General features: G+C 40.7%; 14 protein-coding genes. 7 read left to right on the top strand and 7 right to left on the bottom strand.

The window, feature by feature from the left end; all coding sequences use genetic code 11:
* Window positions 1-39: 39 nt before the first annotated feature.
* Window positions 40-2004 (top strand): type IV pili methyl-accepting chemotaxis transducer N-terminal domain-containing protein, encoded by a 1965-nt coding sequence (locus tag QNI22_RS13735; protein ID WP_314511338.1) that lies wholly within the window; start codon window positions 40-42, stop codon window positions 2002-2004.
* A gap of 130 nt (window positions 2005-2134) precedes the next feature.
* Here the strand turns inward: QNI22_RS13735 and QNI22_RS13730 are convergent, their stop codons facing one another.
* On the bottom strand, window positions 2135-3625 hold the full coding sequence (locus QNI22_RS13730) for a hybrid sensor histidine kinase/response regulator (protein WP_314511337.1): 1491 nt from the start codon (window positions 3623-3625) through the stop codon (window positions 2135-2137).
* Window positions 3626-3654: 29 nt separating this feature from the next.
* A complete protein-coding gene (locus QNI22_RS13725; protein WP_314511335.1) occupies window positions 3655-5667 on the bottom strand; it encodes a PAS domain-containing hybrid sensor histidine kinase/response regulator in 2013 nt (670 codons plus the stop codon).
* A 525-nt stretch (window positions 5668-6192) separates the two neighbouring features.
* Between QNI22_RS13725 and QNI22_RS13720 the strand changes: the two genes are divergently transcribed.
* The 4 genes from QNI22_RS13720 to QNI22_RS13705 all read left to right on the top strand — a co-directional run bounded on the left by QNI22_RS13720 (window position 6193) and on the right by QNI22_RS13705 (window position 8911).
* The gene (locus QNI22_RS13720) at window positions 6193-6489 is read left to right on the top strand and encodes a hypothetical protein (RefSeq protein ID WP_314511334.1); all 297 of its coding nucleotides are present in this window, start codon (window positions 6193-6195) and stop codon (window positions 6487-6489) included.
* A 277-nt stretch (window positions 6490-6766) separates the two neighbouring features.
* Window positions 6767-7195: a response regulator gene (locus QNI22_RS13715; protein WP_314511332.1), complete on the top strand. Its 429-nt coding sequence runs from the start codon at window positions 6767-6769 to the stop codon at window positions 7193-7195.
* Between the two features lie 796 nt (window positions 7196-7991).
* Complete coding sequence (locus tag QNI22_RS13710) at window positions 7992-8579, top strand: hypothetical protein (RefSeq protein WP_314511330.1); 588 nt, start codon at window positions 7992-7994, stop codon at window positions 8577-8579.
* A 50-nt stretch (window positions 8580-8629) separates the two neighbouring features.
* Window positions 8630-8911, top strand: coding sequence for a hypothetical protein (locus QNI22_RS13705; RefSeq protein WP_314511328.1), 282 nt, complete (start codon window positions 8630-8632; stop codon window positions 8909-8911).
* Between the two features lie 268 nt (window positions 8912-9179).
* On the opposite strand, the gene QNI22_RS13700 is transcribed toward QNI22_RS13705, so the two are convergent.
* From QNI22_RS13700 to QNI22_RS13690, 3 genes are all read right to left on the bottom strand, one after another.
* Window positions 9180-10136, bottom strand: a complete 957-nt coding sequence (locus QNI22_RS13700; protein WP_314511326.1) for a hypothetical protein — start codon at window positions 10134-10136, stop codon at window positions 9180-9182.
* Between the two features lie 13 nt (window positions 10137-10149).
* Window positions 10150-11874 (bottom strand): hypothetical protein, encoded by a 1725-nt coding sequence (locus QNI22_RS13695; RefSeq protein WP_314511324.1) that lies wholly within the window; start codon window positions 11872-11874, stop codon window positions 10150-10152.
* Window positions 11875-12159: 285 nt separating this feature from the next.
* Window positions 12160-12498: a hypothetical protein gene (locus QNI22_RS13690; protein WP_314511323.1), complete on the bottom strand. Its 339-nt coding sequence runs from the start codon at window positions 12496-12498 to the stop codon at window positions 12160-12162.
* 261 nt (window positions 12499-12759) lie between these two features.
* Between QNI22_RS13690 and QNI22_RS13685 the strand changes: the two genes are divergently transcribed.
* Window positions 12760-13470, top strand: coding sequence for a hypothetical protein (locus tag QNI22_RS13685; protein ID WP_314511321.1), 711 nt, complete (start codon window positions 12760-12762; stop codon window positions 13468-13470).
* 633 nt (window positions 13471-14103) lie between these two features.
* Window positions 14104-14619, top strand: a complete 516-nt coding sequence (locus QNI22_RS13680; RefSeq protein WP_314511320.1) for a hypothetical protein — start codon at window positions 14104-14106, stop codon at window positions 14617-14619.
* 442 nt (window positions 14620-15061) lie between these two features.
* Here QNI22_RS13680 and QNI22_RS13675 read toward each other — a convergent pair whose 3' ends face one another.
* Both QNI22_RS13675 and QNI22_RS13670 read right to left on the bottom strand, forming a co-directional pair.
* Window positions 15062-15949, bottom strand: coding sequence for an NAD(P)-dependent oxidoreductase (locus tag QNI22_RS13675; RefSeq protein WP_314511319.1), 888 nt, complete (start codon window positions 15947-15949; stop codon window positions 15062-15064).
* A gap of 151 nt (window positions 15950-16100) precedes the next feature.
* A complete protein-coding gene (locus QNI22_RS13670; RefSeq protein WP_314511318.1) occupies window positions 16101-16430 on the bottom strand; it encodes a hypothetical protein in 330 nt (109 codons plus the stop codon).
* Between the last annotated feature and the right edge of the window lie 66 nt (window positions 16431-16496).

Raw genomic sequence — 16496 nt, 5'->3', positions numbered from 1 at the left:
TTAAAAAATACATCTGTTTTTATTTATACACAAATTGTTATGGGTTTGCCTTTAGTTTCTTTCAAAGATTACTCAATCCGATTAAAACTTGGTATTGTCCTTATCTTCTTTGTAATAATAGCCTTGTTTAATCTTTTCAGCGTTTCCTACTACCTCAAAAAGCAAAAAAGTGATGCTACCGCCATTGATGTGGTAGGTCGGCAGCGCATGCTTACTGTACGTATTGCATTTTTATCTGAGATTTTACAAAAGCAATACAAAGAAAACATCGCCACTGAGCTTCAGAAAACCATAGAACAGGCTAATACTTCTTTTTATGCGATTAAACATGGAGGACTAGCTCCTGAGGTAAACTCAGAGATCCCATTGCCGCCTGCACCCGCAATCATTACACCTCTGCTTCTGGAGGTAGAGGACTTGTGGAAAAAATACAAGGAACATGCGTCTCATATACTGGAAACTCACAACGAAACATCTGAAACGTCACTTACTTTTATCGAAGCCAATGCGGGTGAACTAGTTCGCAAATACATAGCATTGGTCAAGATCTATGTAACTCAGAGCCAGGAAAAACAGGAGTCATTTGAGCACTTTCTGGTCTTGCTTTTTACAGCAAATCTTATTCTGGTAGGATGTGCCTTTCTGGTCACAGAAAAGTATATACGAAAACCCATTCTAACCCTGCAAAGCGATGTAGAGCGCCTCTCTTCCGGTGACCTCTCCCACCTGGTAAGTTTGCCTGGTAAAGACGAGGTTGGACTCACCGCACAAAATCTGCACAGATTGTCTGACTTTATGAAGACCGCCTCACTTTTCGCAGTAAAGATTGGACACGGAGAGTTTGATTCGTCCTTTACGATGGCGAGCGATAAAGATCAACTGGGTCAATCTTTGCTTACCATGAGGGATCAGTTGCACACAGTAGCAGAAGAAGAAAAAAAACGGAAATGGGCGAATGAAGGTATAACACAGGCGACAGAAATCATACAGACATACAGAGAGAATTTTCAGCAACTGGGAGACAAACTACTGGTATTTCTTACACATTATCTGGAGGCAAACCAAAGTGCGTTGTTTGTAACACAGAATGAATCCAATGAGGAAGAGATGTATCTGACCTTGGCATCATGTTTTGCCTGGGGACGGAAAAAACATCACCAGAAGCACATTCAGATAGATGAAGGCCTGACCGGACAGGTACTCAGAGAAAAATGCACATACTATCTCACAGAAGTACCGGATGACTATATAGAGATTGGTTCCGGACTTGGACATGCTACGCCCAACTGTATTCTCATTGTGCCGCTAAAGCTGGACGAGATGGTACTGGGAGTATTGGAGATTGCTGCGTTTAAAGAAATAGAGCCATACAAGGTTCAATTTATTGAAAAGCTGGCAGAGTCTCTGGCACTATCGATCTCAACTTTTCGTACCACAGCCAGAACACTGGAACTCTTGCAGCAATCTCAGCAACAGGCAGAAGAACTGAAAGCCCAGGAAGAAGAAATCCGACAGAATATGGAAGAGTTGCAGGCTACTCAGGAACAGGCACTACTACTTATGAAAGAAGAGAAAGAACAAAGGAAATACCTGGATTGGGAAATCAAAACATACAAAGACGTATTGGGGACTACAGGTATCTGGGCCGAACTTGATCCGCAGGGTGTGATCACTGACTGCAATCAAATGTTAGTGGAAACAACTAAATTTACAAAAGAGGAACTGGTTGGCAAACCCTATGTGTACTTGTGGAGCAAGGAAACGATTGACCAGTTGGGTACCAGTTATCAGGAGAATCTGCAGGCTGGCGAACCATTCCAGGCTATTATTAGAAACCGGACCAGTGATGGCAAAGGCTATTGGGCCGAAAGCAGCCTCTCTCCTATCCGGAACAATCAGGGAGATATTCTGAAATACATCCTGATAGAAGTTCCTTCTATACATAATTCCATACAGCGAATTTCGCTTTCGTCTATTCAAACTACCAATCCATATTCCTTTTAAAAAGAAACAAGAAACACCTGTTAACCACCGCTGATACTGCCAGAACAGAAGAAAGCCCAAGGCTTCTTCTGCTGGCAGTTTTCAAAATGTATCAGTTTGAGAAGATAGAGATAGGCGTTATCTGTCTATACTATGCCTTATGTGCAAACTGATTTTGGGTAACAGCAGACAATGAAAACGTAAAGACACTTCCTTTTCCCTGCTCACTTTCGATTTCCAGACCACCTCCATGCATTTCAATGAAGGCTTTGATAAGGCTCAACCCTAAACCAGAACCTTTTTCGCCCTGAGTGCCAAAGGTGGTCATATGCTCCTTATTTCCCTTTCGTAATAGCTCCAGCAGCTCTCCGCTAATTCCTGTACCCTGATCTGTAACCGAGATAAGAATTTTCCCTTCCTTTTCCCGCGCCTGAAGCACAATTGTATCTCCTTCTTTGGAAAACTTGAGTGCATTGGATAAAAGGTTTCTTAAAATAGTCCGCAACATAGCTATATCTGCTACTACCTGCAGATCAGAAGGGGCTTTACTGATGAGGCAAACTCCCTTCGTCTGACACAACAGGTCTGTCTGTTGTGACAAATTCTGAAATTCATCTCTTATATACACAATGACAGGCGTATAGGTCATAGACTTAAACTGCGTTTTAGACCAGGCAATAAGGTCCGAGAGTAGCTTCTGGGTTGCGTCTGTATTTTTCTGAACCTTGACTAACCGTTTTGTTATTTCGTCTTTTGACAAATTATCGATTTTCCGGAGTAACAGTTGTAAGGTCATGTCCGTATTGAATACGTAGGTGATCAAATCATGAGCTACCAACGAAAGAAGCTTGTCTTTGTATTGGCTATGAGCTAATATTTGATCATTCAGTTCCTGTATTTCTTCCTCTCTTTTTTTCTGCTCTGTCACATCAATGGCAATTTCAAGCATAGCTGGAAGATGCGATCCTGAAAACGTAAACGCCACCTTACTGGTCTGAAAATACCACATTTGACAGTCTGGCATAGTCAGCCGTTCTTCATAGGTATGTACCGTGCCGGGAATCTGATGCATGGGGTCTTTCAGATTGCGGGTTACCTGATACTTCCACCCCTTCGGCAATGGCGGTTCTATCTGATTTAGTAGTTCTTCAACCTTTTTGCCATAGAAATCAGCAGTAGCCTGATTTGCCAGAATAAATTTACCTTCCCGGTCTTTAGCAAAAAGACGGTAAGGTACCAGGTCAATGGCTTCCCGTAGCCGTTTTTCTGCGGTGTGTAGATCCAGCTGTGTTTTGACCCTGGCCAGTAACTCTTTTGCCTTAAAGGGTTTGGTAATATAATCTACTCCTCCTGCCTGAAATGCTCTGTCAATAGCTTCCTCATCGGTATGTACTGTTAAAAAGATAATAGGAATATGACGGGTTTGTGGTTCTGCTTTTATTTGTTCAGCCAGTTCGTATCCAGATATACCAGGTAAAACAATATCAAGCAGAATCAAATCCGGTTGTTTTTCTATACAAACCTCCATAACCTTTTCCCCATTGCCGGCAAGTAATAGGCGGTAGAAAGGACTTAAAATCGAAGCCACCAACTGGAGATTGTGAGGACCATCATCTACAGCCAATACAGTATATTTGTGCATAATATCCTTTTGATCAGGTAAATAATCTCTTAGTTGTTTGTCTCAGCATCGGATGGAAGATCAACTGGAAAATCGTGTAGTAAGAATTTTAGCTTTTCGATCTCAAATCCATTGTACGCAATGCGTAGTTGATTCACATAATCAGCCAATAGAAACTGAAGTTGTCCTTTCTCCATAGTGAGTTCAATCTCATTAATCAGATCGGCTATAGCATCAAAATCCACTATATCGGCTATCTTCATCGCTTCCCTATTGAGATATTCCAGAACAGCGGCAGATTGGGTTAGCAGCTCTTTTTGCTCTGTCCAGGAAAGGGATGTATACTCTAAGGAATCACCTATACTGATATCAGTAACCAATTCAGCAGGGCTTTCACCTATATGTTCAGCTTGATAAGGCAGATAATCCATCAGTACCTTGAGAAGTTGTTGTTTAGCAACAGGTTTTCTGAGTATTCCATCAAACATCTCACGAACCATGCTCTCATCAGTGCTCATCAATGAAGCTGTAAACGCAATTACCGGCGTTTGAAGAGCCAGTATCTGTTTGATCTCCCGGTTAGCCTGGTAGCCATCCATTCCGGGCATACGCAAATCCAGTAAAATCAGATCCGGAGAACTTTCCTGTATTACGTGTAATGCTTCCTGTCCACTACCTGCTGTCAGAAGTTTCAGATCATATCCGGAAAGATATACTTTCACCAGTTCCAGATTGGTTTCTGAGTCATCCACTACCAATACAACGGCATTATGGAAAACAATATTAGTTGTTTTCCAATCTATACTCATTCCTTCCTCTACCTCTTTCTCAACATAGCTGACATCAGGAAGAACAAATGTAAAACTGCTTCCCTCTCCTAAAACACTCTCTACGGAGATAGTTCCACCCATAAGCTCTACCAACCGTTTGGTAATGGTAAGTCCCAAACCACTTCCTCCATACTGTTTTGAATCCAGTGAACGTGCCTGAGTAAATTTTTCAAAAATAATTTTTACATCTTCTTCGTGCATCCCAATGCCTGTATCTGTTACCGTAACACTCAGATCCATGTGATGTGTGTCTGCATTCTTATCAGGCATCTGAATATATACATCAATACTTCCGGAAGCAGTAAACTTTACCGCATTTCCAATCAGATTAATGAGAATCTGCTTCAGTCGTAAGGCGTCCAATACAATGGTGTCGGGTAAATCTTTTTGCAGGTTGATATGCAGATGAACAGACTTTTCAGACAAAGCCGGAACAAATAAAGATCTAATCTCTTCCAGCACATATCTGATGTTTGTTGGCTCCTTGACCATTTGCAGGTGACCTGCTTCAATTTTAGAAAGATCCAGCAAGTCATTGATCAGTGATAACAGATTTTTTCCACTACTATGAATGGTACGCAGATAACTGATAGCCGTTTCTTCCTGGCTTGTTTCCAGCAGTGTTTCCGAAAATCCCAGAATCGCATTCATAGGTGTACGAAGTTCATGACTCATATTGGCCAGAAACTCACTTTTAGCCAGATTAGCCTGTTCTGCCAACTCTCTTGCCTCCGCCAGCTCCTTATTAGCTCTTTCCAGCCTAGCCTGATACTCCTTGATTTGCGTGATGTCAATCGAAACACCAATCACACCAAATGTATTTCCTGTCTTATCCTTCAAAGGCACTTTGTCCGTTTTAAACCAGATGGTTTTACCAGGAGGAATAATTACCTCTTCTTCAATATCCAGCATAGGTTCGCCTGAGTCAATTACCTTCTTGTCGTCTACCCAGTATTTTTCAGCTTCAGGAAACAACTCAAAGCCTGTTTTGGATAGAAGTTCTTCCCTTGAAATATTAACAGCCTGCTGATAGGCTTTGTTAAATCCCAGCATATTGTTGTTGCTGTCTTTCCAGAAAATAAAGGAAGGCACAGTATCCAATACCTCCTGAAAAATATTTTCTCTGGATTTAAGATCCTGCTGGTAAGCAACCAGATTGGTTAACTTAGCAGTAAGGAGGTTTACTTTTTCTTCCAGTTCCTGATACGATGGTTTTTGCGTGTCGGTGTTCATACGTGAGTGAGTATACTCTGATGATTGCTTGATTTTTTTGATCTGCTCAATACTGAAATATGGATCATTTCAGTCATCCATTCTTTATACTTTTAGTAAATCCGAATACTATACCTGAGGCTATGCCCGGTTTTTAGCGTTACACTTCGTTTAATCCTGTGCAGATGCAAGTGATAGGTTTGTAATGAACGTATATCAAAAAATCATCCAAAGAAGGTCTTTTTCTCGTTTATCAACAGATGCGAAATGAGCAATACAGAAACTCCCATTTGTATAGAATTTTATTAAAATCAGGTACATCAAAAGAAAACACTTTTCTACTATTTAGATAAAATCCTATATAAATATTTTTAACCACACTGATTATCAACAATACCATTTCTGAAAATAAAATATATTTCCAATCAATATAAAACAATTCAAGAACATTAAAATAAGAAATATCATAAAAATTAATGACAATAATCAATATTTTAAACAGTAACCCTGAATAGTTTTACTACTGCATTAAAACAAAATGAATTCATGAATCTATTACCTGTTTCTACTTATATTGGCAATACGGTTATTCATGTCCCCTACTGTCAGTTTCTCTTTAAAAGGGATACTCAACTTATGGTTATTGGAACTGATCTCTCCAACTATGGCCATGTTGAAGATGTATTGCCTCCACTGGAGGGATTTCGGTATGTATTTATTGGCAAATTAAATGAACAATGTATTACCCTCGCCTGTGAGATTGCTCAAACATTAGGCGATTACCACTGGAACTTCGAGAATCATAGCAATCCGGATCTGGTTGTTGTGTCACGAATAAAATAACATTTTTTAAACTGTTTTCTCAAGTATGGCTGTCGCGGCAAACCACTTCACCTAGATCACTACCACTTGTAATACTATACTAATTCTTTCACTTTGTTGCAAAAATATTTTGTACAAACAATGATATTCATCAGTAAAAAAGATGTTATAAATCAATGTATCAGGGAAGGCTATTCTTTTATTTTCGTTTTGAAACTAACAGCCACCTACAATATAACAGATCAAATGTAAGCAATTGACTTCCAGATATCTGTTATCTGAATTAATCAACCTGCTTATGCTTCCAATACTTATTGTCGATGATGATAAAGACGATCAGCTTTTGCTTGCCACTGCCTTTAAAGAGAATAGAATTCCCAATCAGTTGAAATTTTTTAATGATGGCATGGAGTTAATAAATTATATAGATCCACTAAAACTTGAACACAATAAATTACCTGCATTCATCCTGCTGGATTTAAATATGCCCCGATTAAATGGATTACAAGTATTGAAACATATGAAGGAAGATATACTATTGCGAAGTATCCCAATCGTAATCTTGTCTACATCTCAATCAATCAGCCAAATCAGGGAATGTTACAAACTTGGAGCAAACTGCTATATTGTAAAGCCGGATTCCTTTGATTCCCTAATGGATATAAGTGCTCAACTGTATAGGTTCTGGACTACTGTGGTAACCTTACCAAATAAAAGTAGAAACTAAGTATATAGTTGGACAAATACACTATGTAAAAATACTTCTATTCTACATAGGCAAGTCCGGTGCTATTTATACTATTGCATTACCAGGATGGGATTAAGAAACCTTATTATCTATTTTCAATAGCTAGTAAGTGCCAGACAAGCAACAGATGAAGAATGGATTCACTCTTTTTATGGTCATAAGCTTACTATTAAGTATATGATAATAGAAGAGCAATTAGCAACTAAAACTTACATTACCTAGATAATAAATAAGCATATATGCCTATTTTATACTTAAACACCCAACCACAACTTACACAGATGCTAGAAAGCAATAAAAATCATAAAAACTATCGCTTTTTAGCCCTAGGACTCAGCATTTAAGATATAATAATATATACAAATATCTTAAACGTCTTCTTATTATATAATTATTACCACATAAAACTTCTATTTTCTTTGCTGAACACAGATTAAAAGATAAAATACTATAACCCAACAACTAATTAAAATAATACAATATATCAATTTAAGGAAGACTGGAAATATAAGTTTATTTCAATTTTCTAAGTAATAATTTTCTGTAAGGTCTGCTTTCTGTTTTTATAGAGTATAAAATAATAATTACATATACCACTCACAAGGAATTACCTGTAGCCTCTTACCTATATTTAATAGACAGGATAAAGTAATGTAAATGCACACTTGAGATAGATCAAAGCCGCTGATCATCAGTTTAAAGTTTCTTTAGCCAGCCAGGATTAAGAATAGTTGTATTCTCTCGTATTCAATCACCCCATTAAAAAAGCTGAGTTATGAAAAATCACCGTGTAATTACCTGGATCTTATCATTGTTGTTAGTAATGGACGTATGTCTACTCAATGCACAGTGTCCATCTACTATGCCATCCGCTGGTCCAAAGGAAGCTACTACTGTACCTTTCCAGGAAAAAGAGGTTATTACTGTACCTTTTCAGGAATTAGAAATTCCCTTTATCCCATCAGATTCTTGTCTGACAGGCAATATCATGATACATGTTCTCGATCAGGATCTTAAATACTATAGTGGATATGAATTTATACTGGAACAGAAGGATTTTTTGACCAAACAATGGACTCTTTTTAAATCCTATCAAGTCTGTGTAAACTACAATGAGGGAAAAGAAGATATACTTATTATTATTCCTGACTTACCCAATGGGTATTATCGTGCAAGAGCTCAGTGTTCACGCACAGGAATAATCGGATGGGTACCTATCATCATGAATCAAACAGTACAGGATAACTCTGAATTACTGAAACAGTATACTCTTCAAATCCCACAGGTTCAGCATTGGTTAGAAGATGTAAGTCAGGATGCAACGAATCAGGTTATAGCCAATACAGTTATAAAGAAGAAATAAGAATTTCAACTGGATACATTATACACACAACGAACTAACTGAAAACGATCATGTGTAGAACCTGTACTATCTTATTTGGAAGTATTCTGGTTGTATTCATTTTACTTCTGTTTGCGACTCTGGTTAATATATACATGTTATATAAAAATAATCAACGATTTTTAAACAATGAGGCATATTTCAATCAATCCGGGCTAAATTTTAGTCATCCTGAAGCTTTTTCCAATTACAGGAAGAAGACTCTATTGCCCCCCACAGAAAATGCAGATTCTGTTGATTTTGACTTCCTGCATCAAACAGATGTCATTATTGAAGAAGCTCTTAAAAAATAATGTTCAGAAAGTTGATCCTTCTACACCAATAATCCATATACTATACGCAGCGCTTAAGCAAAGTTTGCTTAAGCGCTTTTTTTGCTTAGATCATACTATAACGATCTGCTATATAATTCACTCCCGATAGTCTCTCCTTCAAAACAACGAGTTAAATAAGCCCGTCCTAAACCAGACAAACGCAAAAGTCAGACTCCATGGCCTGACTTTGCACTAATGGACAGGCTACACCTGCCATTTGTATAAACCAACTGACTAACGACAGCACCTATTCTTCTCTCTCTGATTCTGTAAAGAACAGAACCCCGATAGATCCTGTGCTGGGTTGTTCTTCACGAGTAGACGTAAGTGTTTGTTCTACCTCAACAGCCAGAAATTCATTATTCCGCAACTCTGGCATGTCTATAGTAATCCGGAATAACTGCTTTTCATTAGGTCGTAAAGAAGCATGGAGCTTTTGTCCGTTTTTCTCAGAACCTGCCTTTACCGGATACAACGAAATAGTATCCTCCTTAACAGGTATAGCCTTAGCCCGGTACTGCTTTTCCAGAAAACGCAATGCCTCCCTGCTCACAGGACGAATCTGAAATTCATACAAGGCTGTTTCTTTTAGCGGATTAGAGGCAGAAAAGAAAAACGAAGTTGTTTCAAAAGGCATTGCATGCACAATGTTTACATTGTGTTGTGCGTAATGTCTGTCTGTCACTGGATTGAAACTCCACGTCTCCAAATCACCCGGACAGCCCACCTCTGCAAACAGACAGATATGTGGAGGGATATCATCCGGAATTTCCCATGCAATAGCCGGACTCTCCACAACAGACATCACACCACCCGAACTTCCCGGAATGGATGCCGGAAAAACACCCTGTCCAATAAATCCATCAGCCAGATCAGCCTGAGTAAACACAGTAGTAGGGTCCAGCCAGTAAAAACGGATGTAGGCAGCAGCCGGTTTAACGCCTGCATTTTTAACTATTGCTGAAATCAGGACAGTAGATCCTGCTATCAGCGGAGCTCCCGTATGGGGTACTCCATCAATAAAAATACTTTCACAAAACCAGGCAACCACTGTAGAAGGCAGAGGACGCACACCTATATCAGCAGCATAATAAGGAATGACCAGATAAGGGTCAATATTCGGATCTCTGTCATCTCCTCTTCTATCGTGATTGGCATCTTTCTCAGAATGCGGATCAGAGGCTTTTATATTTTCTGTAGCCATAGCATGTAGTGGATTAGATTTTAGTATAACCTAAGATATTAAAATTCAACGAATTGTCTAAGGTAGACCCACCTGTTGCAAGCTCCCAGCACAATTGAAGAAACTCACGGTCTGAATCCAGGTTAAGATTAGAGCCTGATAAGTTAAAAGGTTTGTCGGCATCTGTTCCCTGCAACTGAGCCATCCATAGTTTGCTACCGAATGTAGATACATCCGACTGGTTGGGATTGGTAAAAATCCGATCCGGAAAATCGCCAGGAAAGAAAGGACGATGGTCTATACGAGGCATTTCTTCTGCCGAAGCCGGAAAACCCAGAAACATATCCTTGTCTATGATAGGCTTTTTGAAGTCTGGTACTTCTTTAAACGGAATTTGTGTAAACTGCTTAAATTCAACAGCCGGCAGGTCGCCATCTTCCGGATAAACCAACCCCAGAAACTTCATCACCCGAAGGGATGTGTTGGCCATATCATAGAGCTGCATATGGAGGTTAAACATAAACTTTACGCTCTGTAGGGATTCATCTGAAGTCAGGTAGCTTCTTACAGCGGATGTGCCATCCTCATCATGTTGAAATGGCCCCGGATAGGGATCTTTCTGAGCTGGAGCACAAATGCCAATCAGATAGCATATAGCTACTAGTGCAATACATACTGCAAATAATACCCACGCCCACCAGGGGATATCATCCGTCCAGCTTCCACCTCCACTGCTAGGCGCAGGATCTTGTGGCGGGGGTGTTCCCGGAGGAGCATCCAGAAAGGTAGTTCCTGAAGAAAGTATTTTTATATAGACAGTGTTATCGATCATCTGGGGCACCAGTAATGGCTTAAACGAATCCAGTAACTCCAGGTGTTTTAGCATATTCCGATATCCTTTGTCCAGATCCGGCAGGTTGGTCAGACCATGTACACCATACACCTCTGTCAATGATTTCTCCAGGATAGTTTTTATATCTGGAGGTAACAGCGGATTGACAGGTGATCCTATAGTCAGAAGACTTTTTAGCTGGGTAGTAGAAAGTTGCATTCCTGCCATATTTTTTCGTATCCAGGCTCCTATGCTATAACCAGCTACCCGGTCTCTGTGCGGATGTGAACGTCGTGCTCCTCCGGTGGCCCGGTTCTGGAAATTACTCCCTACGGCATTGGACACATAATTGGCAGACACCCCATAGGCAAAGGCCATTGCTTCTTCTGATCCGTTGTCCATCGCTTTTTTGTAGAGTGTTTCTGCAAACAATCCACTAGCCCGTGACAGATACAGATCCCTCCAGTTCCACTGGTTGACAGAAAGGTCTGCCCCTTGTCCGTGAGGTACTATATGTGTAAGATCCCTCAGTTGGGTAAACAAGGACTGCAATCTTCCTACAAGAGACGTAAACTTTGGCTGAAGATAGTTTTTGAGCGTATCGTGGATTGCATTGTAACGGACCACGATATCTGGCTGTGAAGAATCTTGTACCATAGACTCCAGTTCACTCCGTACCTGAGCAACCGCATCAATATACTCCCGTATATCACGCCAAAGTTGCGAAGCACGCGTCAAACGTCTTAGTTCGATCCGGGAAGTTCCCGAATGATACAACAGATGATCTATCAACGTTCCCAGAGCTGCATAGGAAGGGTTATCCTGAATAGTAATAAACGTCTGTTTGGACTTTGGATCGGCTACCTGCGCACCAAATGCGTCCGTTATAGATTTTAATGCCGCCATATGGGCATAATAATCAACCATAGCTGTAAATGGGTTAAGTAAGTGGTGAATAGATGAAAACAAAAAGAGGCCAGGCCTGATCAGAAATGACAGGCAGTACAAGTGAATGAAATCAGGGATTGTGTAAGTGATTGTGTATGAGTAACGCAAACAGGAACCAGTTTAATCAGCCTGTAAATCCTGTTTCACCAATCCAGAGGATTGTGCAGAGCATCGGTAAGCAGATCGTTAGCAGAAGATTCTGACTATTGGTAAGCACAGAGGCAAAAAATGTAATCTATTGCGTAAAAATAGTATCACCACACCCTATCTAGCATTACATAATTTCTCTAGAAATACAGAAATTCTCTGATGCAAACGTCCGCTCCATGCTATTAACTTAAGGGAGTCTGTCTCTTCTTTCTTTATTGTCCTTCTGAAAGAATCTTCCCGCCCTGCCTGCCACGCATCAGCGTGGGCGTGAGCGGGACATGTGTGACAAATAGTGCCATGTTTGGTTTCTGATAAAACTACTACACTCCAGTCGGAAAGGCCGCCGGTCTTGCCACGCCTGTCCCGACAACGGCGGGAAGATTCTTTCAGAAAGACAGGTGAGGTAGTTTGAGTGGTTTTATTTCCATCGTTGGTGTTATCACCAACGACCACTTTCCCTCAGTTCATGTTGGTGTACCAAGGATTTTTCTTCCCCAGATTTTGTGTAATCTTTAACCGAAATGATAGGAAACAGCTCGTTGATGATAACACTAACGAGGGGAGGGATGAATACCAATGACGGGAAGAAAAGAAGCTTAATTTCTGAAAACAACGTATTACACAAAAATAAAAGCGTTACTGTTTAGCAAACCAAAATATAATTTATATATTTTTAAAAATCTCTCCCATTAACCATAGTTCTTATTAGTGTATATGAAACTTGTAAACCTGTTACTATTCTCAGCCTTTATACTGTTTGTTACGGCTTGTTCCAAAAAAGAAGTAATCCCCGAACCCGAGCCACCGAAAGAAACAGCTATCGAACTGTGGCTGGGCGAAGATTCTTTGTTTACGCCTGAGAACAATCTTGTAGTAACACAGGTAAACGTTGCCCATCCTGACGCTGTAAGTGCCGTAATAGAAAATGGAAAAGTGCGGTTAAAAGCACTGCAGGGAGTAGGTGCTACCTATGTTACGTTAACAGATGCAACCAACCGAAGTATACAGATAGTCGTATGGACACTAGTACCCTACCAGTTAAAGAACCTGGTAAATCATGCTGTTTATAAACCCTCTGTAAAAGTACAGGCAGTAGATGCTGCTACCCGTGCTACGATTACAGCCGAACTGGAAGCCAAAATAGCTAAGCCTTTTCGCATGCAGTTCCGAAGTTCAGGGATGGCGATCTACTGGGAAGAGGGTGTTACCACTCCACTACAAGCCTCTTACCAATTTGGAGACTTGCGCCTGGAGTTTACTGTAAATGAAGTAAAGCACCTGTATAAGGTCCATACCCATAAAGACAGGACAATACTCGCATTGGAACAGGATTTAACTGCTTATTATCAGGCATTGTATCCGGACAAAGGTATTGAGTCAGTGGTAACAACTGAATATGTCCAGCACCAGTTGCCTCCAGGGTAAGGGCTTGATTACTGCGTATCCTGTTCCATATCATTTTCAGAAATGAGGGATTTCAAGAGAGAGTACTGGTTCGAACGTCCGTTCGGACCTAATTTGAAAGCAACGTCCGTTGCGTTGGGACAAATTGAGGCTTGTTCAGATTTGTGATAGTACCCAAACAGGGCTTTACATGCCAACGCAGCGTCCGCTCCATGCGGTCAACATAAGGATAATTAAGCCTGCTTTGCAGGATTGCTAAAAGTCCGGGCGTTTTAAGTATGCCTAAAATAGGGTTTTAGCCTAAGATAAGATCTTATTTTGTGGCATCTTACAAACTCCAACCGTTTGAACCACCCCGCCCTACGGGGTGGTTCATATGCTTGGGTTATGAGAGAGGTTACAAATAAGGCTGGTCTTTATGGGTGGTTCAAACATTTGGGTCTGAGTAATGTGACAAATAATAGACCTTACCTTGATAGCAGTGAGCGGACGCTTGGGCCAGAAACGTTCTTTATTTTTAGAAAAGTTATAGGACACGCTAAGGGTATTCCCTTATCTGGCATGGTTATCTTACTAAATACTTCCAACTTTTTATTTATCATGCAACCATTCTGGCAAAAGCTGGGTCAGTGCTTCATATCAACAATTATATCAATGAAAATAAGTTTTTTGCATTACGCCTTGATTTTATCTTTAACTTTTGGTTTTAGCAGTTGCACCAAAAGTACCTTTTCAGGAGAGCAAACAGAACAAACCAAAGATACAGTAGCCGTTCTGGATACGGTAGCTACTCAGGACACCGTAGCCACCAAGGACGATTGTTCAGGGGATGTTATGTGTACCCGAATTTTCGTGACTGTTTCAGCTACGGTTAAAAACAAAGACAATAGTCCTGTCCAGTTAGACAGCTACAAGATTATCCAGACAGCTACAGGCACAGAGAGAAAACCAACAGTAGATGCAGCGGATGCCGAGATGCAACGCAAATCGGGTGCCTATCCTATCGTTACGGATGCGAACGTGAAAGAACTAGCTAACAAAGAAATCGAGGTAGAGTTTATTGGCTATAAAGCTGGCAAAGAACTCGTGAAAAGAAAGCTTACCGTAGGTGCAGACTGTTGCCATGTCAAACACATTGCTGGAGAGTTGGATATCGTACTTGATAAATAATCCGTATCACATAGAGCCTATACATAGTAGAAGTATAGGCTCTGTTTACTATCGGACGCTCAATGCAGTCAAGGTAAGAAAGCCACTCAAACTACCTCATCTGTCCTTCTGGAAGAATCCTGTGGCAAGACCGGCAGCCTTTGGATTTGGAATATATTTTTTCTTTCAGAAACCGAACGTAGCTCTATTTGTCACAAGTTTCTTTCAGAAGGACAGGAAGGGGGTGATTTTTCAGAAAAAATGAAAGAGGGCTGAGGTCTCTTATAGTAGCCTGAAACTGGATTTTCCCACCGTTGGTGTTATCACCAACGGCTCGTTTCCCACCATCCAGATTGAGGAAAACACACAGCTTATGGAAGAAAACATTGAGTACTATCCAAACCAACAGCTAGTATAACATTCCTGAAACTGAATTACGATAGTTTCGGAAGCGAAAAGCAGATTACTTTCGTGGAGCAATTACTTTGGTGATAGCTGCCAGTTCCTCTTCTCCAAACCCCTTTTGTTCTGCTTCGGCCAGCAGATTCCGAATGATGGTGGGAAAGTCCTGTTTTACATTGATATCTTTAAAACTATCTGCCAGCCGCTGAACTACAGCAAGATGAAGCGACACAGAACTGGAAGTAAGCCGAAAGTCATTGCGGTCAACGACCATCACCTCCTGTTTGAAATAGTCAATAAACTCTGGTGATATATCTCCAATGATGTCTGCATAATCCTTGAGGGATAAGTTATACTGCCGGCATAACTCTGCCCCATAGAGTAGACCCACGAAAGCACCATACACCCAGGTAGATGTAGCGGTATCCATCGCCAGAGAGGCTGCGGCTTTGTCACTCAAATAGCGGATCTTCCCTCCAATGATCGTTAGGTCATTCTCATAACGTTCAAATGCCCCTTTGTTGCCTGAAATAACCACGGTAGCACTTTTTAATCCGAGTTGTTCCGGGGATGCCTGGATAGCACCATGTATATAGGCTCCTCCGGCATCGGAGATACTCTTTTCGATGCTGTCTGCTTCTGCGGTGCTGCCCGAAGTGAAGTTGACCAGCGCTTTATCTGCAAAAATCCGGGTATCTGTCAGCCCATCCAATAACTCAAATACTCCTTTGTTATTGAGGATAATGGTGATTACCAATGGACTGGCAAGAATAGCCTGTTCTGCTGTTTCGGCAAGCTGGACTCGTTCAAGCCCCTCTCCTTTGCCAGGAGTTCGATTCCATGCAGTGACTTCATACCCTGCCTCACTATAGAGCTGAGCAATTCTATACCCCATCTGCCCTAAACCCAGTACAGATACTTTTTTGCTTGTTTGATTTGTTGTTTCCATTTATATAGGCTGTTTTTTGTGGTTTTTTGTCAAAAACAATATGCCATAGGGATTGAAAGCACTGATAAGTTGGTAGACAAAATTGCCTAAAAGATGGTTTCTTTCTTTTACTCAACTGCGCAAATGAGTCATTCTGAATTTTGGTGTGAGTCTATAGTTTCGTTTTTGCCTCTCTTGTCCTGCCTTTGTTTATTGTCACTTTCATCACTCTTCCACTGACCTCTTCATTTTTTGCTTGCCCAAAAAACAGGGCACCAAACGAGAGTTTGGTGAGCCAGATTTGTGCGTGAGCAAAAAAGGGCACCTTTTCCCGATCCTTCTGCCCGCAGGCCAAAGGCCAACCTCGCGGGAAAAGGATTGCCAACGCACCTACACCACCTTTCACGATTGGAATCATTGCAACTCTCTTTGTAGCTCCTTTGTTATTTTCTACTATATTATTTCCCGCCAAATAAAGATTTCTCAGGTAAATGTGACTCATTCCTCAATAGTCATTCTATCAGTTACAACAGCTCAAAATGTATTTTACAATCAGGTAGCAAGGCTT

The organism is Xanthocytophaga agilis (genome assembly GCF_030068605.1).
Taxonomy (GTDB): domain Bacteria; phylum Bacteroidota; class Bacteroidia; order Cytophagales; family 172606-1; genus Xanthocytophaga; species Xanthocytophaga agilis.
Note: the sequence above shows the minus strand (reverse complement) of the source record. Positions and strands in the feature narration are given on the sequence as shown.